The following is a 21,759-nucleotide window of genomic DNA, read 5'->3' on the forward strand; positions in this document are numbered from 1 at the left end:
GCATCCGGGGAAATGCCCGTGCCGAGGGAGGCTCCAAGTGCCCCGTGAAGTCCGGGATGTCGTCTTCGTCGACGGCGTCCGTACCCCGTTCGGCAAGGCGGGTGGGATGTACGCCAACACCCGCGCCGACGATCTGGTGATCCGCTGCATCCGCGAGCTGATGCGCCGCAACCCGCAACTGCCGCCGGAGAAGGTGGAGGAGGTGGCGATCGCCGCCACCACCCAGATCGGTGACCAGGGCCTGACCATCGGCCGTACCGCCGCACTGCTGGCCGGCCTGCCCAAGACCGTGCCGGGCTTCGCCATCGACCGGATGTGCGCCGGCGCGATGACCGCCGTCACCACCGTGGCCAGCGGCATCGCCATGGGCGCGTACGACGTCGCGATCGCCGGCGGCGTCGAGCACATGGGCCGCCACCCGATGGGTGAGGGCGTCGACCCCAACCCGCGCATCGTCGCGGAGAAGCTCGTCGACCCGTCCGCCCTGGTGATGGGCTCCACCGCGGAGAACCTGCACGACCGGGTCCCGCACATCACCAAGGAGCGCACCGACGCGTTCGCGCTGGCGTCGCAGCAGAAGACCGCCAAGGCGTACGCCAACGGCAAGCTCCAGGGCGACCTGGTGCCGGTGGCGGTGCGCGACCCGGAGGCGGGCTGGGGCCTGGCCACCGTGGACGAGGCGCCCCGCGACACCTCGATGGAGAAGCTGGCCGGGCTGAAGACGCCGTTCCGGCCGCACGGCAAGGTCACCGCAGGCAACGCGGCCGGCCTGAACGACGGCGCCACCGCCGCGCTGCTGGTGGCCGAGGAGACCGCTCGTGAGCTCGGCCTGCCGGTCGGCATGCGCCTGGTGTCGTTCGGCTTCGTCGGCGTCGAGCCCGAGGTGATGGGCGTCGGCCCGATCCCGTCGACCGAGAAGGCGCTGCGCATCGCCGGCCTCAGCATCGACGACATCGGCCTGTTCGAGCTGAACGAGGCGTTCGCGGTGCAGGTGCTCGCCTTCCTCGACCACTTCGGCATCGCCGACGACGACCCGCGGGTCAACCCGTGGGGCGGCGCGATCGCCATCGGTCACCCGCTCGCGTCCTCCGGCGTCCGGCTGATGACCCAGCTCGCCCGCCAGTTCGCCGAGCACCCCGAGGTCCGCTACGGCCTCACCGCCATGTGCATCGGCATCGGCATGGGCGGCACCGTGATCTGGGAGAACCCGCACTGGGAGGGTGGAGACAAGTGAGCCTCGCCGCACCGAACGAGGTCGTCACCAAGGCGCTGCTGCGCCAGGTGGCCGTACCCGGGCTGGACCGGCCCGCCGCCCTCATCACGCTGGACAACGGCTTCGACCACACCAAGCCGAACACCTTCGGCCCGGCCGGTCTGACCAGCCTGGACGAGGCGATCACCGCCGCGCTGGCGGCGGAGCCGGCGTTCATCGCGGTCACCGGCAAGCCGTACATCTTCTGCGTGGGCGCGGACATCACCAGCCTGCCCGCCCTGGAGAACCGCGAGCAGGCGCTGGAGATCGGCCGGCTCGGCCACCGCGTCTTCGCCCGGCTCAAGGACAGCGCCGTCCCCACCTTCGCGTTCGTCAACGGCGCGGCGATGGGCGGCGGCCTGGAGCTGGCGCTGCACTGCCACTACCGGACGCTGTCGGCGGGCGCGGCGGCGCTGGCGCTGCCCGAGGTCTCGCTCGGCCTGATCCCCGGCTGGGGCGGTACGCAGCTGCTGCCGAACCTGATCGGCATCCCGGCCGCCACCCAGGTGATCATCCAGAACCCGCTGATGCAGAACAAGATGCTCAAGCCGAAGCAGGCGGCCGAGATGGGCATCGCGGACGTGCTGCTGGAGCCGGCCGACTTCCTGGAGCGGTCGCTGGAGTGGGCCGCCGGCGTGGTCCGGGGCGAGGTCGCCGTGACCCGCCCCGAGGTCGACAAGGACATGTGGGCGGGCGTGCTCTACTTCGCCCGGCAGACCCTCGACCAGCGGCTGCACGGCGCGGTCCCGTCCGCGTACAAGGCGCTGGACCTGCTGGAGACGGCGAAGGACGCCGACTTCGCCACCGGCACCGCGGCGGAGGACGACGCCCTCGCGGACCTGGTCTTCTCCGAGGAGCTGCGCAGCGGCCTGTACGCCTTCGACCTGGTGCAGCGGCGGGCCAAGCGCCCGGCCGGCGCGCCGGACAAGGGCCTGGCCCGCCCGGTCACCAAGGTCGGCATCGTCGGCGCCGGCCTGATGGCCAGCCAGCTCGCGCTGCTGTTCGCCCGGCGGCTGCAGGTGCCGGTCGTCATGACCGACCTGGACCAGTCGCGGGTGGACAAGGGTGTCGGCTACGTGCACACCCAGATCGAGAAGGCCGTCAGCAAGGGCCGGATGGACAAGGGCACCGCGGCCAAGCTGTACGGCCTGGTCAGCGGCTCGGTCGACAAGTCCGTCTTCGCCGACGCCAACTTCGTCATCGAGGCCGTGTTCGAGGACCTGGGCGTCAAGAAGCAGGTCTGGGCCGAGCTGGAGAAGATCGTCAAGCCGGAGGCGGTGCTCGCCACCAACACCAGCTCGCTGTCCATCACCGAGATGGCCGCCGACCTGGAGCACCCGGAGCGGGTGGTCGGCTTCCACTTCTTCAACCCGGTCGCGGTGCTGCCGCTGCTGGAGATCGTCCGCGGCGAGCGGACCGACGACGCCACGCTGGCCACCGCGTTCGCTGTCGGCAAGCAGCTCAAGAAGTCGTCGGTGCTGGTCAAGGACGCCCCGGCGTTCGTGGTGAACCGGCTGCTGACCCGCTTCCTCGGCACCGTGTTCGCGGCCGTCGACCAGGGCACCCCGCTGGACGTGGCGAACAGCGCGCTGGACCCGCTGGGCCTGCCGATGCGTCCGCTGGCGCTGCTGCAGCTCGTCGGGCCGGCCGTGGCGTACCACGTCGGCGGCACCCTGCACGAGGCGTTCCCGGACCGGTTCGGCGTCAGCGAGAACCTCAAGCGGATCGCCGACTCGGGCCAGCCGATCGTGGTCGACGACCAGATCAACGACGAGGTGGCGAAGCTGCTGGTGGTCGGCGACGAGCCGCTCACCGCCGAGCAGGTGCGGCAGAACGCGCTGGACGCGCTGGCGCAGGAGATCCGGCTCATGCTCGACGAGGGCGTCGTCGCCGAGGCGCAGGACATCGACCTGTGCATGATCCTCGGCGCCGGCTGGCCGTTCCACCTGGGCGGCGTGACGCCGTACCTGGACCGGACCGGCACCTCCGAGCGGGTGACCGGCAAGCGGTTCCTGCCGCGCGGCGTGGCCAGCCTGCGCTGACCGATACCGCATCGATCGCGGTGGTCGGGCTGTCCGAGACGGACGCCCGGCCACCGCGATCGGCGTTTCGCGGGCAGGTCACGGGTCGGATGCGGTTTCGTCCCACCGGCCTTCCACGGACAGCGGCATGTCGGTGCTCCTGGCTACGATCACGCCTTCAGTTTTCTCACAGGAGCTGCCTACATGTCCCAGCCGCCGTCCAATCCCTACCCCGGCCACTACCCGCCGCCCCAGCACCAGCCCGGCGGCTTCCAGCCGCCCCAGCAGCCGCAGTACGGCGGTGGCTACCCGCAGGCTCCGCAGCAGCCCCAGTACGGCGCTGACTACCCGCAGATCCCGCAGCAGCCCCAGTACGGCAACCAGTTCGGCGCGCCGGTCCCGCCGAAGAAGTCCGGCGTCGGCAAGATCCTGCTGATCGTCCTCGCGGTGGTCCTGGTGCTCTGCGTCGGTGGCGGCATCGTCACCTGGCTCGTCACCAAGGACACCGTCGGCGAGGTGGTCACCGCCACCAAGACCCGGGTGGTCGAGCCGCAGACGCTCGGCGGCCGGCCGAAGGTCACCGACCCGCAGCTGCAGAACGCCGCGACGCAGATGAAGGCCTCGCTCAGCAAGGACGTGCCGGACGCGACGAGCACGGCCGGCGCCTTCTACGGCAACCCGGAGAAGAAAGACCTGGTCATGATCGTCGCCGTGTCCGGCGTCATGGCCGACCCGAAGAAGGAACTGGACGACGCCGCCACGGCGGTCACGCCGGACCTGGCCACCAAGGACTTCAAGACGGTCGACCCGGGCCCGCTTGGCGGCGACGCCAAGTGCTCCGACGGCAAGGCCTCGGGTGAGCAGGTGGCCGTCTGCATCTGGGCCGACCGGGGCAGCCTCGGCATGGTGGTCGTCTACTTCAAGTCCGCGGCCGAGCTCCAGAAGGAGTTCGTCACGATGCGCGGCGAGATCGAGAAGCAGGGCTGACACCGCTACGCACCGGGCCCCCGCCGCGACGGCGGGGGCCCGGTGTCGTTTCCGGATCAGGCGGACTCGGCCCGTTCGGCAGGGCTCCGGCAGACGCAGAACTCGTTGCCCTCGGGGTCGGCCAGCACCACCCAGCCGCTGCCGTCCGGCCGGCGCCGGTCGGCCACCAGCGTGGCGCCGAGGTCACGCAGCCGCGCCAGCTCCTCGTCGCGGGTGCCCTCGGCCGCGTGCAGGTCGATGTGGAACGCGCCCTTGCCGTGCCGCTCGCCCACCCGGACGAACAACAGGTCGGGGCCGTCGCCGGCGGGCGCGGCGAGGACCGCCTCCGGGTCGTCCGGGTGGTCGTCGTCGGCGAGCCGGCGGTCGAGCACCCGGGCCCACCATCCGGCGAGGGTGTACGGGTCGTCGGACTCGACTGTCACGCAATGGAACTGTGCACTCATCGGTGCTTCCTCCTGTGGGGTACGCGCCCCGGCGGAGTGGGAACGTCAGCGGGGAACGCGGGGCGCGGGACGGTTCACGAAAGACATCGACCACACCCCCTTCCACCTCATCGGGCTGACCGGTTGATCATTCCACCGCCCTCCGGCGCCGGCAACCCCGCCCCGCCGCAAGGAAGGGCCCCTTGTTAACACCTGCGTGTTAACAAGGGGCCCTTCCTCTACCGGAGGCGTTAAGAAGGTGCCCTTCCTTACGGGCCGACGAACACCGCCTTCGCGCGCCAGTCGACGCCGTCGACCGCCGGGCCGCTGCGCACGGTGAACGTCGCGGCCGGCACGCCGTTCACCCAGTCGGTGGCGGCCAGGTCACCGGTGTTGCGGTTGACCTTGTAGAGCGTGCCGCCGGAGACGAAGACCGCGCCCGCGTCGGCGAACCCGCTCGCCCCGGACACCGTGAACCGGTCGGCGCCGACGACGCCGCTGTCCGGGGTGAACCAGCGCCAGAACAGTCCGTTCTGCCCGTTGAGCGTGTAGTAGAGCCGCCCGCCGGAGAAGAACATGCCGGTCACGTTCGGGATCTCGGCGTAGAAGCCGGTGGTCGCGCCGACGTACGTCTGCCCGGTCGGCCCGGAGTTGGTGATCACGTTGTCCCAGTACGGGTCGTGGTACGGGTCCACCAGTTCCGGCGTGCCGAACGTGGTGCCGTTGAACGTACGCCGCCACAGCGCGCCGTCGGCGCCGTAGAACACCGTCCCGCCGACCCAGAACGCGTTGCGCGCGCCCGCCCAGACGGTGCCGTTCGGGTCGGTCACCGGGTCCGGCGCGCCGACCGTGCTCTGCCCGTCGTACGAGCGCACCTGCACCGGCGAGCTGGCCGGGGCGGGCGGGGGCCCGGTCTTGACGATCTCGACGGCGTTCACCAGCGGGTTCTCCCGCACGTGGCGGAACTCCACGTCGATCGAGCCGTCGCTGACCACCGTGAACTCCCGCATGGTGCCCACGTTGTGCCCGGCGGTGGCGGACAGGTCGAGGTCGTCGAGGACGACAGCACCCTCCAGCGCCACGTCGAAGATCCGCGTGCCGGCGTTGGCGGTGCCCGCGTACCGGTTGGCCATGTAGAGCCGCACGTGCACCTCGGTGCCGTTGGGCACCGGGAACTGCCAGGTCATCTCCGCACCGCCGGACGGGTCGTACCGCTCGTGGTTGTAGAGCTCGACCGGGGTGCCGGCCGGTACCGTCGAGTCCAGGCTCGCGGCGGTGGTGTAGCTGGAGACGCTGCTGCCGGTGTTGTGGTACGGGCTGGGGCTGGAGCTGGTGTCGGCCGCCCAGTCCGGCCCGCCGTCGGTGGCGGCGACGGACGAGCCGCCGGCGTTCACCCGGTACAGCACGTTCGTCGGCTGCGGCAGGCCCGCCTGGTAGATGTTGCCGGGCAGGGTGGCCGTGGTGGTGGGGTGCACCGCCGTCCCGCCGGCCAGCGGGAAGAACGCGATCCGCTCCCGGCGGTACTGGAAGTTGCCGATCCACAGCGTGTCGCCGCCGACCCAGAGCCCGGTCGGCGTGACGAGCATCTCGGAGGCGCCGATGCCGCGCGGGTGGCGGCCGGGGTTCCAGGACAGCGGCAGGCCGTTGGCCGGGTCGAGCGCGGCGATGCTGGCCCGGCCGACCGCGCCGGCCCGGGCGTTGTCGGTGCCGGTGGTGTTGTTGAGCCAGCGGAGGTGGCCGCCGACGTAGACCGCCTCTTCGCTGATGCCGACGGACAGGAACGTGTCGCCGCCGCTGTAGTCGACCCAGGTCGGCTGGAGAGCGGAGCCGGTCGCGCCGGCCTCCCAGCGGGCCGCGGTGTCGCAGAGCGTTCCGCTGTACGGCGCGCCGGTGGTGACCACCACGAAGTAGCTGTTGTCCGGGGAGAACGCGACGTCACGGACGTACGAGTCGAAGGACTGCCACTTGCAGCGCGGCGTGTAGCGGGCCGTGTTCCAGTCCGCGACGGTGGCGGCGGTGGCACCCAGGTCGATCTTGACGATCTGGTCGTGCAGCACCCCGTCGGCCTTCTTGAAGTTGCCGATGACGACGAGCTGCGTGCCGTCCGGGGAGACGGCGAGCTTCTCCGCGCCGACGCCGGCCTTGGCGCCGCTGACCCCGTCCCAGTTGTGGTTCTCGGTCAGCGTGGTGGTGAGGTAGCTGTCCACGGCGCCGGTGGTGGCGTTGAGCGACGCGAGTCCGCCGCGCGGGTTGGGGTTGCCGGCCGTGGTGAAGATGCCGCCGACCAGCAGCCGGTTGCCGACCAGCGCGATGTCCTTGATGAGCCCGTTGAACGCGGGCGGCGCGAAGCTGGTGACGACCGCCCCGGTGTTGACGTCGAGCAGGGCCACCTTGCGCCGGGTCACGCCGTTGACGGTGTTGAACTTGCCGGCGACGAAGACCGTGTTCGCCGTGGGCCCGCCCGTGACCGCTGTCACCTCGTTGTCGAGCGTGGGCGCGAACGCGGTGTCCACCGCGCCGGTGGCCTTGTCGAACGCGAGCAGGTAGTCGCGGGGGATGTCGACGTCGGAGTTGCGGTTCTGCACACGGGTGAAGGAGCCGCCCGCGATGATCTTCGTACCGGCGTCGTGGATCGCGTCGACCGAGCCGTCCTGGACGTCGGGCGAGGCCGTGGAGGGGACGGTGTGGACCACTTTGTCGTGGCCGGGCGCGGCGGCGGCCGCGGGCGTGGCCGGAGAGAGGCCGACGACGGTGAGGGCGCCGGCGGTGAGGACCGCGAGAAGACGGCGGCGGCGCGGGGCCGAGAGGTGGGTCACGGGCAGCTCCGGTGGGTGAGCAGGGTGAGGCGTCGCTGCGCTTACTCTCCGTTGATCACCGCTCCGCGTCCAGCGTGAGCCGAGCATTCTGCCCGACCACCGTGCCGCCGGGGGCCGACCACCGCCGGGTCCGGCCAGGACAGCCGAGGCTGTCCGCACGAAAAGGTGAGGCCGCCTCACCGGCTGGACGGATCGGGATGGGCGGTCAGGTGGCCGCGGGCGGGTCGGCCGACGGAAGCGTGACGGTCACCTCCAGGCCGCCACCGGGCTGGGCGACCGCCTTCACCGTGCCGCCGTGCGCGTCGCAGACGGCCCGCACGATCGACAGACCGAGCCCGGAGCCGCGAGCACCGGTGCGTTCCTGGCCGCCGCGCCGGAACGGCTCGAACAGCCCGGGTACGTCGGCGGGGGCGACCTCGAAGCCGGTGTTCCCCACCACCAGCCAGGACCGCTGCCCGTCGGTGCCGGTGCGCACCCAGATCCGCCCGTGCAGGTGGTTGTAGCGGACCGCGTTCTCCACCAGGTTGCCGGCCAGCCGGTCCAGCAGCCCCGGGTCACCGACCACCGGCGCCGGACGCAGCGACGTGTGCACCTTCAGGCCGATCCGCTCGACCTCCCGGGACACCGCGGACAGCGCGTTGGCGGTGCCGACGGCGAGGTCCGACTCCGCGCGCCGGGCCAGCCGCCGGCCGGTCTGGGCCTCGCTGCGGGCCAGCACCAGCAGCGCGTCGACCAGGCCGTTGGCCCGCTCCGAGGCGTCCCGCACCACCCCGGCCATGCGGCGGTACTCGGCGAGGTCGGCGTCGTCGTCGCTGAGCGTCACGTCGATTTCGGTACGCATCACCGCGAGCGGTGTCCGCAGCTCGTGCGAGGCGTTCGCGACGAACCGTTTCTGTGCCTCGAACGCGCCGCTGATCCGGTCCAGCATCGCGTCGAACGTCTCGGCCAGCTCGGCCACCTCGTCGTCGGCGCCGGACCAGCCGATCCGCTCGTCGAGCGTGGCCTCGCCGAGCCGGCGCGCGGTGGCTGTCACCTGGTGCAGCGGGCGCAGCGCCCGGCCGGCCACCAGGTACGCCCCGGCCACCCCGACGACGCTGATCGCCACGAGCGCGAGCAGTCCCTTGACCAGCAGTTCCTGCGACGCCGCGTCGACCAGTTGCCGCTGCCACTGCCCGGCGTCGAGGGTGCGGCCGTCGGTGAGCACCACTGTGGTGCCGGGCAGCAGCTCGTCGGTGGGGCGCAGCGCGTCGCGGACCAGCAGCCAGGCCAGCAGCACCAGGATCGCCCCGGCGCCGACCAGCAGGACGCCGTTGAGCAGGGTCAGCCGCAACCGCAGCGTCGGCCGCACCCGCCGGGTGCCCACGCTCACTGCGTGCGGCCGATCCGGTAGCCCGCCCCGACCACCGTGTCGATGAGCGGCGGGTCGCCCAGCTTCTTGCGCAGCGTCATCACGGTGACCCGGACGATCGTGGTGAACGGGTCGGTGTTGGCGTCCCAGACCCGTTCCAGCAGCTCTTCGCTGGACACCACCGCGCCGCGCGCCTTGAGCAGCTCGGCGAGCACGCCGAACTCCTTGTTGGTGAGGTCGAGCGGCACGCCACCACGGGTGACCACCCGCCGGGCCGGGTCGAGCACCAGGTCGGCCACCTCCAGCACCGGCGGCGCGGCCGGGGTGGCCCGGCGCCCGAGCGCCTGCACCCGCGCCACCAGCTCGTCGAACGCGAACGGCTTGGCCAGGTAGTCGTCGGCGCCGAGCTGCAGCCCCTCCACCCGGTCGGCGACGGTGCCGCTCGCGGTGAGCATCAGCACCCGGGTCAGCGCGCCGGAGGCGGCCAGATCGGCGCAGATCTGGTCGCCGTGCACACCCGGCAGGTCGCGGTCCAGGATCACCACGTCGTACCGGGTGACGAACGCCGCCTCGTGGCCGGCGTCGCCGTCGTAGGCGACGTCCACCGCCATCCCGCGCTTGCGCAGCCCGCGCGCGATCGCGTCGGCGAGGTTGCGCTCGTCCTCGACCACCAGTACCCGCATCCCGGCCCTCCCGCCTCGTGACCTCTGACAACCTAGTGCCGCCGGCCAAGCGTGTCGCCGGAGGAGCTGTCCCGGCGGCGCATGATCCGCCCGCCGTCCACCGGGTCGCTCTTCCTCGCACGCGCGGATTTCTGTGACTGTCCGTGAGATTGGCGACGGCGCGCCGCTGCGTCACGCACTGTCACCGACGGTTGCTCCTCCACGCGAGACTGCCGCCGAGTCAGAAGCCGTTGACCTGCAGATACGCCAATTCAGCCGTCGGGGTCTGCGATGCCCTTCCGTCGACTTTGCTCTGCAGCCCGATACGCACTTGTTGCGGTGAGTCACCGTTGCGTCGATGGCTGCAGAGCAAAGTCGGCGCAGGGTGAACCCCGGGAGCTCACGTCACGGTTACCTTCGGTGACGAAAATGCAGTCAGGTGGGCCGCCCCATCGACTCGCTACGCCCCTGATCACACCGGGCCCGGCGAGCAGGCGGACCCTCCCGCGCGGCTGGCCCGAACCCACTGGCCGACCGGTCCAGCGCGGGGCCCGCACCCACCGCCGTTGCACAAAACCTTCGGGTACGCGATGCTCAGCGGCAATGATCGACAAGCACGCGGTCGAGACACCCGATCCACGCCGGGCGGCCTCCCGATGACCGGCCGCGACATCGCGTACCGCCGGTTCCGTTTCCCGGCGGACCGGGACGTGGGCCTCGCCGACGGGCTCACCGCGGGGCCGACCGGGCTGGCGCTCGACGGCGCGCCCGGCCGCCTGACCCACACCGATCCGCACTCCGGGACCACCGCCGAGTACGCCGCCGGGAGCTGGACCTCCCCGGTGACGCCGCTCGGCTTCGCCGCCGTCGAGCTGGTGCCCTCCTGGACCGCGCACACGCCGGCCGGCTGCTGGCTGCGCGTGGAGCTGCGGGGCTGGGCCGGCGACGCGGCCTCCACCGGCTGGTACGAGCTGGGCAACTGGGCCGCCGACGACAGCACGGTGCACCGGGCGTCCGTACCCGGGCAGGCGGACGACCGGGCGCGGGTGGCCGCCGACACGCTGCGGGTGACCGGCGCGACGGTGACCGGCTGGCAGGTGCGGGTGACGCTGCTGCGCCGCCTCGACGCGGCGGACGGCCCGGCGCTGCGCACGATCGGCGTGGTCGCCTCCACCGACCCGCCCGGCGTCGGACAACGAGCCGTCGCAAGAACCGATGCCGGCGCGGGCGGCGCGCGAGGGCGGGTGCTGGACGTGCCGCGCTACGCGCAGCGGCTGCACGCCACCGGGGAGACCCGCTGGGGCGGTGGCGGTGACTCCTGGTGCAGCCCCACCTGCGTGTCCATGGTGCTCGACTTCTGGGGCGCCGGCCCCACCCCGGACCGGTACGCCTGGGTGACGCCGCCCGGCCCCCGCCCGCGGGTCGTGCACGCCGCCCGGCACTGCTTCGACCACGCGTACGCCGGGGCGGGCAACTGGCCGTTCAACACCGCGTACGCGGCGACGCACGGCGTGGACGCCTTCGTCACCCGGCTGCGTTCGCTGGCCGAGGCGGAACTGTTCGTGGCCGCCGGCATCCCGCTGATCGTCTCGGCGGCGTTCACCGCCGGGCAGGTGCCGGGGCTGGACTACGACACCCGGGGGCACCTCATCGTGCTGGTCGGCTTCACCGCCGACGGCGATCCGGTGCTGAACGACCCGTACGCGCCGGACGACGAGCGGGTCCGCCGCACCGTGCCGCGCGCGCCGTTCGAGCATGCCTGGCAGGTGGGCAGCGGCGGCATCGCGTACGTGCTTCGCCCCGAGTCGACGCCCCTGCCGCCGCCACCGGCGCAGGCCAACTGGTGATCAGCGTCCGGCCGGCCAGATCGCCATGCCGCCGGTCGGGCGCAGGCACACCAGCTGCGTACCCGTGTCCGCGCACTCGGACCAGGCGCCGGGCAGGATCCCCCGGATCCGCACCTGCCCGACCGCCACGTCCAGCGCGCCGACGAGCGTCCGGTCCTCGGTGAGCGTGCGCAGCCCGAGCAGCGGCCCGGACGGGAGGTCGTTGCCGGAGACGCGCCAGCGGCCCAGCCGGGCCAGCACCCGGCCGGTCGGCGGGTCCAGCGCCGACAGTTCCAGCTCCTCCCCGACCCCGCGCTCGGCGGCGATCAGCCGGTCGCCGACCGGTCCCATCCCGAGCCACCGCTCGTCGGTCCAGGCCGGGCGGCCGGTGGCCGGATCGAGGGCCTGCGCGCCGCCCACCTGGTTGCGCAGGCACACCATCCCGGCGCAGTCGGCGAACCAGAGTCCGGCGCGGGAGCCCACCGGCAGGCTCCACCGTTCCTCAAGCCGGTCCAACCCGTACCCGGTGACCGAGCCCCGGGCGTCCTCGACCAGCAGCAGATCGGCCACCACCTGGGCGTACCGGTAGGCGGCACGGCCGGCCGCGGGCGCCACCCGGCCGGTGTGCGCGACGGTGCCCGCGTCCGCGTCGTACACGGTCACCCGGCCCTGCGGGGTGACCAGGACGAGCTGTGTCACCCCGTGGTCGTCGCGGCGGTACCCCACCTCCTGGCCCGGTACGGGCAGCGTCCACCGCACCGCGCCGGAGGCCGGGTCCACGGCCCGTACGGTGCCCGCGCCGGGCGGGCGGGGGTTCTCCAGCAGCAGCCCGCCGGAGGCGGTCGGGACCGGGTATCCGGGATGCCGCCAGCGCAGCGTGCCGGTCGCCGGGTCGAGCATCGCCGACACCGAGTCACCGTCCCCGGCCGGGCTGCTCGTCACCAGCAGTCCCCCGGCCACGGTGGTGAGGCCGAGCACGTGGTCGCCGTCGGTCAGCGCGAACCGCCACGCCGGTTCCCCGCCGGGCAGCCGGTACGCGGCGACCACCCGCCCGCCCCGGCCGGTCGCGCCGGGGCCGTCGGCCACCACCACCCGGTCCGGCCGGACCACGAACGCCGCGCCCTGCGGGGCGGGAATCCGGATCGGCACGGGCCGGCGCGGCGGCCCGGCGGCAGCGTGCACGACGAGCAGCACCAGTACGCCGAGCAGCGCCACCCGGGCCGCCGGGCCGGGCGGCCGGCGGGGCGGCGCGGGTTCCGGCTCGTCGGCGGACTCGCCGTGCCGCATCTCGCCCAGTTCGATCAACGGGCTCACGGCAGCCGCCGCACCACGTAGTCACCTGCGGGCCTGCGGCAGACCAGCAGCGTCACGCCGGTCGTGCAGTCGGTCCCGGTGATCACTCCCCTGATCGGGGGCGGACCGCCGGACAGGTCCATCTCGGCCAGGAGCTGCCGGCCGCCGCCCAGCAGCCGGGTGGCCAGCAGCGGGCCGCCGGACCCGTGCTGCGGGGCCAGGGTCCAGCCGCCCAGCTCGGCGATCAGACGCCCGTCGGCCTGGCCGAGCACCGCCAGGCCGCCGGCGCCGATCGCGGTGTCGCCGACGAGCAGCCGGTCGTCGCGCGCCGCCACGACGCGCGCCCACCGGTCCACGCTCCAGCGCACGGCGCCGGTCGCCGGGTCGAGCGCTGTCATCCCGGCGCCCGGCCGGACGGCGCAGAGCAGGGCGCCGCACCTGTCGACGTAGTCGACGAGCTTCTGTTCGACGGTCCAGCGCGGTCGCAGCGTGTCCAGGTCGTACGCCTCGATGAGCCCGCCGCCGATCTCCAGCAGCAGCCCGGCCACGGTCATCACGTGGCGCGGGCCGGGCGGTCGAACCGGGTGCAGGTCCCGGGCCGCGACCCGCGCGCCGGTGCGCGCGTCCACGACCACCACCTGCCCGGTGGCCGGCCACAACAGCATGCGTTCCGTCCCGGAGCCGTAATCGAACCCCAGCATGCCCGTCGAGGGCAGCGTCCACATCGTCCTTCCGTCGGCCGGGTCGACCCGGGTGATCGACGGGCGGGGGTCGGACGCGGCGGACTGCGACAGCAGCACCCGGCCGACCGCGAACGCGACGCCGCGCCGGCGCCAGACGTCCACGCCGGTGGCCGCGTCGTACGTCACCGTCTCCCAGTCCTCGTCGTTGCCGGCCGGGCCGGCCACCATCACCCGGCCGTCCTGCTCCCACACCGACACGGCGGTGCCGATGCCGGGCAGCGGACTGCGCCACAGTTCCCGCCCTTCGCGGTAGGCGACGATCTCCCGCCCGTCACCGCGGTTCGGCCGCACCACGTACACCACGTCGCCGGAGACGAACACGGCCGAGCCCAGGCCGCCGGGCAGCGTCCACTCCGCCGGTCCTCGCGGCGGCGCGGCGGCGGTGAGCGTGAGCAGCGCCAGCAGCAGGAGCGCCAGGGTGCGGGCCGGCCGGCCGACGCTGCGCGGCGGGCGGGGGGCCGCCGGGGGCGGAGCGTCGTGACGCAACTCCCCCAGATCGATGACGGTCACGACCATCCTCTCCCGCGCGCCCGGCCGCCGTCCGGCCGTGACCGGCATTGCCACAATTCGCCTGTACGATGGCGCGTCGTGGCCGTGCCCGTGGTGGACCCCTCGTTGAACCCCTCGTCCGTCGAGACGGACGCCGTCGTGACCGATCCGCCGCGCCGTGCCCGTCGCCGGCCGGCCCGCGCCGATCTGCTGGCCATCGGAGCCTATGTGCTGCTCGGTGTTCTCGTCTGCCTCAACTACTGGGGCGACGTGGAGCACCGGGTCTCCTCGCACCTGCCGACCGACCACAGCTGGTTCGAGTGGCTGTTCGCGCACGGCGCGTACTCGGTGCAGCACCTGGAGAACCCGCTGTTCACCACCCGGCAGAACGCGCCGGACGGGGTGAACATGATGGCGAACACCTCGCTGCTCGGGGTGACGCTGCCGCTTGCGCCACTGACGCTGCTGCTCGGCCCGCAGGTGATGTACGCGCTCTACCTGGGCGCGGCGCTGTCGGCGACCGCCGCCACGTCGTACTGGGTGCTGTCGCGGCACCTGGTCCGGTCCCGGGCCGCCGCGTTCGCCGGTGGCGCGTTCCTCGGCTTCGCGCCGGGCATCGTCCACCACGCGAACGGCCAGCCCAACTTCGTGTCGAACTTCCTGCTGCCGCTGATCGTGGCGCGGGTGCTGCGGCTGGGCGAGCCGGGGCGGTGGCGGCGCAACGGGCTGGCGCTCGGGCTGCTGGTGGCGTACCAGGTCTTCATCAACGAGGAGATGCTGCTGCTCACCGCGCTGGCCTGCCTGGTCGTCGTGGTGGCGTACGCGGTGCAGCGGCCCCGGGCGGCCCGCGAGCGGGCCGGGTCGTTCCTGGCCGCGCTCGGGCTCGGCGGCGGGCTGGCGCTGCTGCTGACCGCGTACCCGATCTGGTTCCAGTTCAACGGGCCGCAGTCCTACCGCGGATTGCAGGGCGGCGTCTTCCACAACTGGGGCGAGGACCTGGTGGCCTTCGTCACGTTCGCCCGGGACACGATCGCCGGTGACGAGGCGGTGGAGAAGACCATCGGGCTGACCGAGCAGAACACCTGGTTCGGCTGGCCGCTGGTGCTGGTGGCGCTGGGCGCGCTGGTGCTGCTGGTCCGCCGGTCGGTGCCGGCCCGGATCCTGGCCGTGCTGGTGGTCGTCTTCACGATCGCCTCGATCGGCCCGGTGGTGCGGTTCAACGGTGTGGAGACCGGCGTCGACGGGCCGTGGGCGTACATTCCGGACGACCTGCCGCTGGTCGAGATGATGATGCCGACCCGGTTGAGCCTGGTCGTGGTGGCCGCCGTGGGTGTGCTGCTCGCCCTGGCGTGGGACGCGCTGGCCGGTGCCGGCCGTCCGCCGGTGCCCGCCCCCCGCGCCGCCGCCGACGACAGCACGGACGGCGACGGCGACGGGACGGCCGCGCGCGACACGCGCCGCCGGGTGCTGCGGCTGGCCGGGTACGCCGCGATCGTGGCCGCCCTGGTGCCGCTGATCCCGCGTCCGCTGCCGGCGGAGCACATCGACCCGCCGCCGCGCTTCATCACCGCCGGTGGCTGGCGGCCGTACGTGCCGGAGGGCCGCACGCTGGTGCCGGTGCCGATCCCGAGCAACGTGCACGGGCTGCACACGCTGCGCTGGAGCGCGCTGACCGGACACGAGTTCCCGATCCCGGGCGGCTATTTCATCGGCCCCAACGAGCGCGGTGAGGGTGTCTTCGGCGCGCCGAACCGCCCCACCAGCACGCTCATCTACTCCACGATGGACGCCAACGTGGTGCCGGAGATCACCGAGGAGAACCGCCGCCAGGCCGTGGACGACCTGCGCTTCTGGCGGGCGTCGGTGGTGGTGCTCGGGTCCGGTCCGCGCGAGGCGGTGCTGCGCGACCTGATGGCCGAGCTGCTCGGCCCGCCGCAGCGGGTGGACGACGTGTGGCTCTGGGACGTGCGCGGCCGGGTCTGAGCCGGCGTCCCGGTCAGCCGGTCAGCGCCCGGACGTCCCACAGGTGCCCGCCGGGCACGTCCCGGCCGGGGCCGAGAAGGGCGTCCAGCGTGGCGCGTACCGGGTCGGCCGGCGTCGAGTCGGCCTGCACCAGCGCCGCCGCCCGCCAGTGCCGCAGGTCGGCGACCGCCTGCCGGCGTTCCGCGTCGCCGACCGGCGGCACCTGGCCGGTCTCGGCGGCCCGGCGCAGCAGCAGCGACGTGGGCCGGTCCGGCGCGCCCCAGCGGGCGGCCGGTTCGTCCGCCGAGCGCGGGCCGATGAAGTAGCCGCCCGGGGCGTCGAACGCCAGCGCGGTGCGCGCCGACCAGAACATGGCCGGGCTGACCGCCGCCCCGGTCACCGGCGGCACCGGCACCAGCGTGCGGCCCTGCGGCACGTACGCCTGCCAGCCGCCGCCGGACACGACGGCCGGGACCGGCGCGACCGGCACCGTGCGGATCGGGGTCGGCGTCAGCGGCAGCAGCGCGGCGGCGACCGCGCCGGCCCACGGCGCCCAGGCGCGCACGGCGCCGTGCCGGACCCGGTCGACTGCGAGCGCCAGCAGCACCCCGAGCACCGGTACGCACACCAGCGCGAAGCGCGCCGGCACCACCAGGTCCAGCAGCGGCGCCCCGGCGAGCAGGCGGTACGGGCCGGGCAGCCCGGTGTCGTCGCGGTTCACCACCACCGAGGCGCCGAGCGACAGCGCCGCGAACAGCAGGCCGCACGCGGCGAGCGCGCGTACCAGCGGCCGCCGCCACAGCCATACCACGACGAGCAGCGCCAGCAGCGGCAGGAACGGGCCGAAGAACGAGTTCTGCTCGGTCGGGTTCGGCGACAGCAGCCCGGCCCGGTGGGCGTCCCCGGCAACTGTCTGCCGGGCGGAGGCGACGAACGAGACCAGGTCCAGCCGGTAGCCCCCGGTGTGGAACGGCATCCCCCGGTAGTGGCCCGGCCCGGCGAACTGGGACCACAGCGGATACGCCAGCAGCACGCCCGCCACCAGCGCGCCGATGCCAAGCCGGCGGGCCACCACCGGCGCCAGGCGACGCGCGGCGGCCCGGTCGGCGAGCGCGTACGCCCCGGCGAACACCCCGGCGGCCAGCGCCAGGAAGACGAGCACCTCCTCGCCGAGGAACACCTGGTACGCGACTGCGAGCCCGAGCAGCACGCCGTCGCGGCGTACCCGGTCGGTGGCCGGGCGGAACACCAGCGCGAGGATCACCGGCACCAGGAACTGGGCGGCCATGTGCAGGTGCGCGCCGGCCTGCGCCACCATGCCCGGGGCGAAGCCGCAGACCAGGCCGCCCACCGCGGCGGCGGCCCGGGAGCGGACCAGCCGGCGGGCGAGCAGCGCGTACCAGGCGGTGGCGGTGCCGGCGAGGCTGATCGTCACGGCGACGAGGAACGCCGCCTGGGAGCCGAACGCGACGGTGACCGGGGTGAGCGGCACGCCCAGCCCGAGCACCGACGTGTTCGCCATCAGGTTCACCCCGTCCGGGGCGTTCAGCGCGGCGCTGTGCAGCGGGTTCTCGCCGCCGGTGACCGCGCGGGCGGCCCGGGCCAGCATCCACTCGAACAGGATCTGGTCGCCGGCCTGGTGGAACAGCCGTTCCGGGCGGCGCCACTGGTCGCTGGTGAGCAGCACCGCGAGCGCGAGGTAGCCGGCCACCACCAGCGCGTCGACCGGCCGGCGGCGGGGCGCGGGAGCGGGAGCGGGAGCGGGCTGCTCGGGTGCGGTCAGGCGGGCCGGCTGGTCAGTTTCCGCACGTCCCACAGCCACACGTCCAGCTCCTGCCGTCCGGGCCCGACCAGTTGCTCCACCGTGCGGCGCAGCGGCTCGGCGTTCTGCTCGGCCAGCGGCAGCACCACCACCGCCGCGTTCCAGTGCCGCAGCTCGTCCAGGTAGCGGCGGCGCTGCCGGTCGTCGAGCTTCGGCGTCCGGCCGGTGGACGACACCTCCCGCAGCATCTCGCCGATGCCGCTGGGCCGCCCGCCGAAGCGTCCCGGGTCTCCGGTGACGCCGTTGCGCGGGGCGAGGAAGTAGCCGCCGGGGATCTTGAAGTCGAGGTTGGTGCTGGCCGCCCAGCGCATCGGGTCGGTGTTGCCCATCGCCGGCACCGGCACGGACACGAGCGTCTGGTCCGGGCCGACGTACTGCCGCCACCGGTCGGCGGTGATGAACTTCGGCACCGGCTCCCGGGTGGTGACCCGCAACGGCATCGGCGCGATCGGCAGCAGCGCGAGGATCAGGCCGGCGGCGGTGAGCTTGCGGGCCGTCCGCCGGTCCACGCCCCGCAGCGCCCAGGCGCGGCGCACCGCGTACGCGAGCAGGATCGCCACCGTCACGCTGGTGATCAGGCCGAAGCGGGTGGGCACCACGGCGTCCAGCAGCGGCAGCCGCACCAGGAACTCCCACGGCCCGGTGACGAGTTCCCGGTCCCACCAGGAGATCCGCTCGCCGAGGGAGAGCACGGCGAAGAACAGCCCGGTCGCGGCCAGCGCCCGGACGATCACGTCGCGCCGCAGCCAGATCACGATGCCCACGGCAAGCAGCGACAGGCTCCAGCCGAAGAACGCGTTCTCCTCCGAGTAGTTCGGGGCGAGGTTGACGTTGGCGCGCTCGTTGCCGCCGAACGTGGGCGAGCCGGGGGCGAAGTACGCGGCGATGTCGTTGCCGTAGTCGCGTACCGCGTCGCTGAGCCCGTGGTACGCCATCGGGCCGGCGAACTGCACATACAGCGGGTACGCCAGCAGCGCGCCGGCCAGCGCCGCGCAGACCGCCAGCCCGGCGCCGAGCGGACGCCACGCGGTCGTCCACCGCTCGCGCTGCTGCACCACCACGGCGATCAGGAACACGCCCAGCGCGAGCGCGGTGAAGAGCAGGATCTCCTCGTTGATGAACGCCTGCGCGGTGACCAGCAGCGCCAGCAGCACGCCGTCGCGCACCGGCCGGGTCGAGCGGGTCAGCACCAGCACCCGCCACACGATGAACGGCAGCAGGAACTGGCTGATGATGTTCGGATGCCAGTTGGCGTGCGACAGCATGGCCGGCGAGAACCCGCAGAACCAGGCCGCCACGGCGGCGGCCGGGCGGTGCCGGATCACGTGCCGGGACAGCACCCGGTACCAGGCGGCGGCGGTGCCGGCCAGGCCGAGCGTGACCAGCGTGACGAAGGAGACCGCCGGTCCGAACAGGAGGGTCACCGGCACCATCGGGATGCCGAGCGCCAGGATGGCGGTGTTCGCCATCAGGTTGACGCCGTCGGGGTAGTTGAACTGCTCGGTGAAGAACGGGAACTCGCCGTGCAGCACCACCCGTACCGAGTGGGCCAGGAAGAACTGCACCTGCGCCGGGTCGCTGCTGTAGAGCGCGGCCACCCGCCCGGCCGGGTCGGCCCAGATGCCGCTGGTCACCCAGATCGCGGCGAGCAGGAATCCGCCGTACACGATGAGGTCGATCCGGCGGCGGGTCCACCGCCACCGGCGCACGCGCCGCGCGCCCGGCGTGGCCGGCGCCTCGGGCTCGGCCGGCGGTTGCGGAGGTGTCGTGGTCGCCGGCTCCGGCTCGGCGACGGTGACCGGTGGTGGATCAAGGGTGACGGAGCGGTGGCCCGTCGGGGCGGCGGCGTCCGGCGTCGAGGCGCCGCGGGTCTCGGCAGGCGTCACAATCGGCGGAGTCTACCGGAGCCGGATATTGATACCCGAATCGCCCGTCACGTTCCGCAGTGGTCACTCGACCGAAAGGGTGAGCCGGGCGCGGCCGGGCGGCGGGCCGTCTCGTACCATGTGGGCTTCCGACCGACGACCGGCGAGGGGATCAGGGTGCTTTCAGCCCGCCGAAGCGCTACGACGGGCACCGCGCTGGCAGCTCTGCTGCTGGTCACCGCGGGTTGCGGACCGATCGCGGACCGGAAGCCGGCGGATCTGCGGGTCGGCTACGACAGCCTGGACGGCAACCTCGCGGTGTGGCCGCCGCGCGGCAGCCTGGCCGGCGACGCGGCGGCGACCGCCGCGATCACCACAGCGGTACGCGAGTGGCGCTCCCCGGTGGACGACCGGGTACACGTGCCCACCTCCGGCATCCTCTTCTCCGGTCAGGTGGCCGGCTCCGCGCTGGCGCTGGTCGCCGCCGATGTGCCCGGTGACGCCGCCTCCTGGCTGCTGCAACTCGACCGGGACGGGCAGCGCTGGCGGGTGGCCCACGCCACCGAGTACACCGATCCCGGCTACCTGGTCTACTCCGACGTGCTGCCGGTGCGCGACCCGGACGGCCGCCGCTACCTCACCTCGGCCCGCGTCGCACGCCTGCTCGGCCCCGACGGCAAGGCCGTCACCAGCACCGACGGCGTCACCGAGCCGGTCGCCGTGCCGGCGTGCCGGGCCGTCGAGCTGACCGCGGCGCTGCGGCCCACGACGTCACTGCCGCGCGGCAAGGCCGCGGACCGCGTCCTCGACCTGGGTACGGCCACCGAAGCGCCCCGCTACCCCCTGGTACGCGACGACACGGGCGCCGGGAAGCGCGCGCTGACCGGGCTGGACACCTGCGTGCTGGCCGGTGAGCGGGGCCCGTTCGGCAGTGTGCCGCGCCGCATCGGCGACCGGGACGCGCCCCGTTCCGCGCCGGAGTCCTGGCCGATGGCGAAGATCGCCACCCGTTCGCTCGGTTCGGTGGCGCTCGGCGACGGGGAGCCGGGCGAGTTGGAACAGTTGAGCTGGGACAGTCCCAGCGGGACGATGACCGCGGTGGTCTACCGGCCCGCGGACGGCGGCACGCCGGTGGTCTCCCCCGCCGACCGGTCCACCACGCTCCAGGCGTACCACCTGCCGATGCCCGGCCGGCCGCTGGCGGTGCTGAGCTGGCGTACGGGCGAGGTGTCGTTCTCCGCCCCGCCCGGCACCACCCGCCTGGTGGACCGTCCCGGCCTGGTGGTCGTCGAGCACACCGACCAGCGGCAGACGTTCAGCCTGGCCGGCACCGAGAAGACCTGGTACCGCTCCCTCCCCACCCCGTAACCCCGCCGTTGTCCCGCCCCGCCGCCCACCCCGTCGATCATGAACTTGACGGCGACAAACCGGACACCAATCCCCGCCAACCTCATGATCACCCGACTGGCTCGGTGATCAAGGAGTTTGTGTCACCCGGGAGGCTCTCCACGCACCCAAACTCCTTGGTCAACAGGGCAGGCCAGGGCGGGGCCAGGGCTGGAGGGACTCGGCGATCTTGCAGTGAGGGCCCCGCCGATCAGGGCAAAACCGGCAACCTCGGGGTCGGAAGTGCAAGATCGACGGGTTCAGGGCGGGCTGAGGTGAGGGTGAGGGCTAAGCGACGGGCTAAGGGTGGGTCAGCTGCATGCCTACGTAGGGGGTTCGGGCCGGGCCGGGGCGGGAGGTGCCGTCGGGGCGCCAACCGTGGCGCGTGTAGAACGCGCGAGCCCGAGTGTTGCGCTCCCACACCTCCAGCACGCCCAGCACCAGCCCTTCGTCCGCCAGGTGCCGCACGAACATCGCGTGCAGCGCGCCACCCACGCCTCGACCCCAGAGTCCCGGATCGACGTGGATCTGGTAGAGCTGCGCGGTCGTCCGCGGATCCAGGTCGGACGAGTGCGGCGGACCCATGGCCAGCACCCCGGCCAGGACACCGTCCACGATGGCGACTCGCACCTGCTTGCGCGCCGAGGTGATTGCCGCCGCCCAGCCCTCCCGCTGCTCCCGAGCCAGCTCCGGAGTGAGGATCTCCTCGGTCGGCAACCCACCGGCCCCGTAGTAGGCGACCCGCGCCCGGCTGTGCAACTCGACGATCCCCGAAAGATCCCCGAGCCCGGCCTCCCGAATCTCCACCGCCCCTCCCTCGACACAAGACATCCAGCGATCTTGCGGTTGCGGCCCTCCCCTATTC

The 21,759-nt window shown here is 73.4% G+C and carries 15 protein-coding genes; 6 read left to right on the forward strand and 9 right to left on the reverse strand.

Annotated features, from left to right (window positions below; all coding sequences use genetic code 11):
* Nucleotides 1–37: 37 nt before the first annotated feature.
* From DQE82_RS00200 to DQE82_RS00210, 3 genes are all read left to right on the forward strand, one after another.
* Nucleotides 38–1,234: a thiolase family protein gene (locus DQE82_RS00200; protein WP_064447157.1), complete on the forward strand. Its 1,197-nt coding sequence runs from the start codon at nt 38–40 to the stop codon at nt 1,232–1,234.
* Nucleotides 1,231–3,294, forward strand: coding sequence for a 3-hydroxyacyl-CoA dehydrogenase NAD-binding domain-containing protein (locus DQE82_RS00205; RefSeq protein WP_113971734.1), 2,064 nt, complete (start codon nt 1,231–1,233; stop codon nt 3,292–3,294). Before DQE82_RS00200 ends, DQE82_RS00205 begins: the two co-directional genes overlap by 4 nt.
* Before the next feature lie 183 nt (nt 3,295–3,477).
* On the forward strand, nt 3,478–4,260 hold the full coding sequence (locus DQE82_RS00210) for a hypothetical protein (protein WP_064447155.1): 783 nt from the start codon (nt 3,478–3,480) through the stop codon (nt 4,258–4,260).
* 56 nt (nt 4,261–4,316) lie between these two features.
* Here the strand turns inward: DQE82_RS00210 and DQE82_RS00215 are convergent, their stop codons facing one another.
* The 4 genes from DQE82_RS00215 to DQE82_RS00230 form a co-directional block, all read right to left on the reverse strand.
* The gene (locus DQE82_RS00215; RefSeq protein ID WP_113971735.1) at nt 4,317–4,703 is read right to left on the reverse strand and encodes a VOC family protein; all 387 of its coding nucleotides are present in this window, start codon (nt 4,701–4,703) and stop codon (nt 4,317–4,319) included.
* Nucleotides 4,704–4,951: 248 nt separating this feature from the next.
* Nucleotides 4,952–7,498 (reverse strand): malectin domain-containing carbohydrate-binding protein, encoded by a 2,547-nt coding sequence (locus DQE82_RS00220; protein WP_113971736.1) that lies wholly within the window; start codon nt 7,496–7,498, stop codon nt 4,952–4,954.
* A gap of 205 nt (nt 7,499–7,703) precedes the next feature.
* Entirely contained in the window at nt 7,704–8,861 is a 1,158-nt protein-coding gene (locus DQE82_RS00225; protein ID WP_176722869.1) for a cell wall metabolism sensor histidine kinase WalK, read from the reverse strand.
* A 2-nt stretch (nt 8,862–8,863) separates the two neighbouring features.
* Nucleotides 8,864–9,529 (reverse strand): response regulator transcription factor, encoded by a 666-nt coding sequence (locus DQE82_RS00230; protein ID WP_043325656.1) that lies wholly within the window; start codon nt 9,527–9,529, stop codon nt 8,864–8,866.
* Between the two features lie 635 nt (nt 9,530–10,164).
* On the opposite strand from DQE82_RS00230, the gene DQE82_RS00235 reads away from it, so the two are divergent.
* Nucleotides 10,165–11,355 carry a C39 family peptidase gene (locus tag DQE82_RS00235; RefSeq protein WP_233514554.1) on the forward strand — a complete coding sequence of 397 codons (1,191 nt, stop codon included), beginning with the start codon at nt 10,165–10,167 and terminating at the stop codon, nt 11,353–11,355.
* Here DQE82_RS00235 and DQE82_RS00240 read toward each other — a convergent pair whose 3' ends face one another.
* Nucleotides 11,356–12,648, reverse strand: a complete 1,293-nt coding sequence (locus DQE82_RS00240; RefSeq protein WP_113971738.1) for a PQQ-binding-like beta-propeller repeat protein — start codon at nt 12,646–12,648, stop codon at nt 11,356–11,358.
* Nucleotides 12,645–13,880, reverse strand: a complete 1,236-nt coding sequence (locus DQE82_RS00245) for a PQQ-binding-like beta-propeller repeat protein (RefSeq protein ID WP_113972331.1) — start codon at nt 13,878–13,880, stop codon at nt 12,645–12,647. The genes DQE82_RS00240 and DQE82_RS00245 overlap by 4 nt, the downstream gene beginning before the upstream one ends.
* 93 nt (nt 13,881–13,973) lie before the next feature.
* Between DQE82_RS00245 and DQE82_RS00250 the strand changes: the two genes are divergently transcribed.
* Nucleotides 13,974–15,842, forward strand: coding sequence for a hypothetical protein (locus DQE82_RS00250; protein WP_199495950.1), 1,869 nt, complete (start codon nt 13,974–13,976; stop codon nt 15,840–15,842).
* Nucleotides 15,843–15,855: 13 nt separating this feature from the next.
* Here DQE82_RS00250 and DQE82_RS00255 read toward each other — a convergent pair whose 3' ends face one another.
* Nucleotides 15,856–17,643: a hypothetical protein gene (locus DQE82_RS00255; RefSeq protein ID WP_113971740.1), complete on the reverse strand. Its 1,788-nt coding sequence runs from the start codon at nt 17,641–17,643 to the stop codon at nt 15,856–15,858.
* Entirely contained in the window at nt 17,601–19,352 is a 1,752-nt protein-coding gene (locus tag DQE82_RS00260; protein WP_233514606.1) for a hypothetical protein, read from the reverse strand. Before DQE82_RS00260 ends, DQE82_RS00255 begins: the two co-directional genes overlap by 43 nt.
* A gap of 333 nt (nt 19,353–19,685) precedes the next feature.
* Between DQE82_RS00260 and DQE82_RS00265 the strand changes: the two genes are divergently transcribed.
* Nucleotides 19,686–20,876: a hypothetical protein gene (locus DQE82_RS00265; protein ID WP_064447146.1), complete on the forward strand. Its 1,191-nt coding sequence runs from the start codon at nt 19,686–19,688 to the stop codon at nt 20,874–20,876.
* Nucleotides 20,877–21,194: 318 nt separating this feature from the next.
* On the opposite strand, the gene DQE82_RS00270 is transcribed toward DQE82_RS00265, so the two are convergent.
* Nucleotides 21,195–21,701, reverse strand: coding sequence for a GNAT family N-acetyltransferase (locus DQE82_RS00270; protein WP_233514555.1), 507 nt, complete (start codon nt 21,699–21,701; stop codon nt 21,195–21,197).
* Between the last annotated feature and the right edge of the window lie 58 nt (nt 21,702–21,759).

Source organism: Micromonospora sp. LHW51205, assembly GCF_003315815.1.
Classification (GTDB): domain Bacteria; phylum Actinomycetota; class Actinomycetes; order Mycobacteriales; family Micromonosporaceae; genus Micromonospora; species Micromonospora chalcea.

Coding starts and splice junctions, on each gene's coding strand:
- DQE82_RS00230 (WP_043325656.1), bottom strand. CDS start 9,529: ATGCGGGTACTGGTGGTCGAGGACGAGCGCAACCTCGCCGACGCGATC.
- DQE82_RS00210 (WP_064447155.1), top strand. CDS start 3,478: ATGTCCCAGCCGCCGTCCAATCCCTACCCCGGCCACTACCCGCCGCCC.
- DQE82_RS00235 (WP_233514554.1), top strand. CDS start 10,165: ATGACCGGCCGCGACATCGCGTACCGCCGGTTCCGTTTCCCGGCGGAC.
- DQE82_RS00215 (WP_113971735.1), bottom strand. CDS start 4,703: ATGAGTGCACAGTTCCATTGCGTGACAGTCGAGTCCGACGACCCGTAC.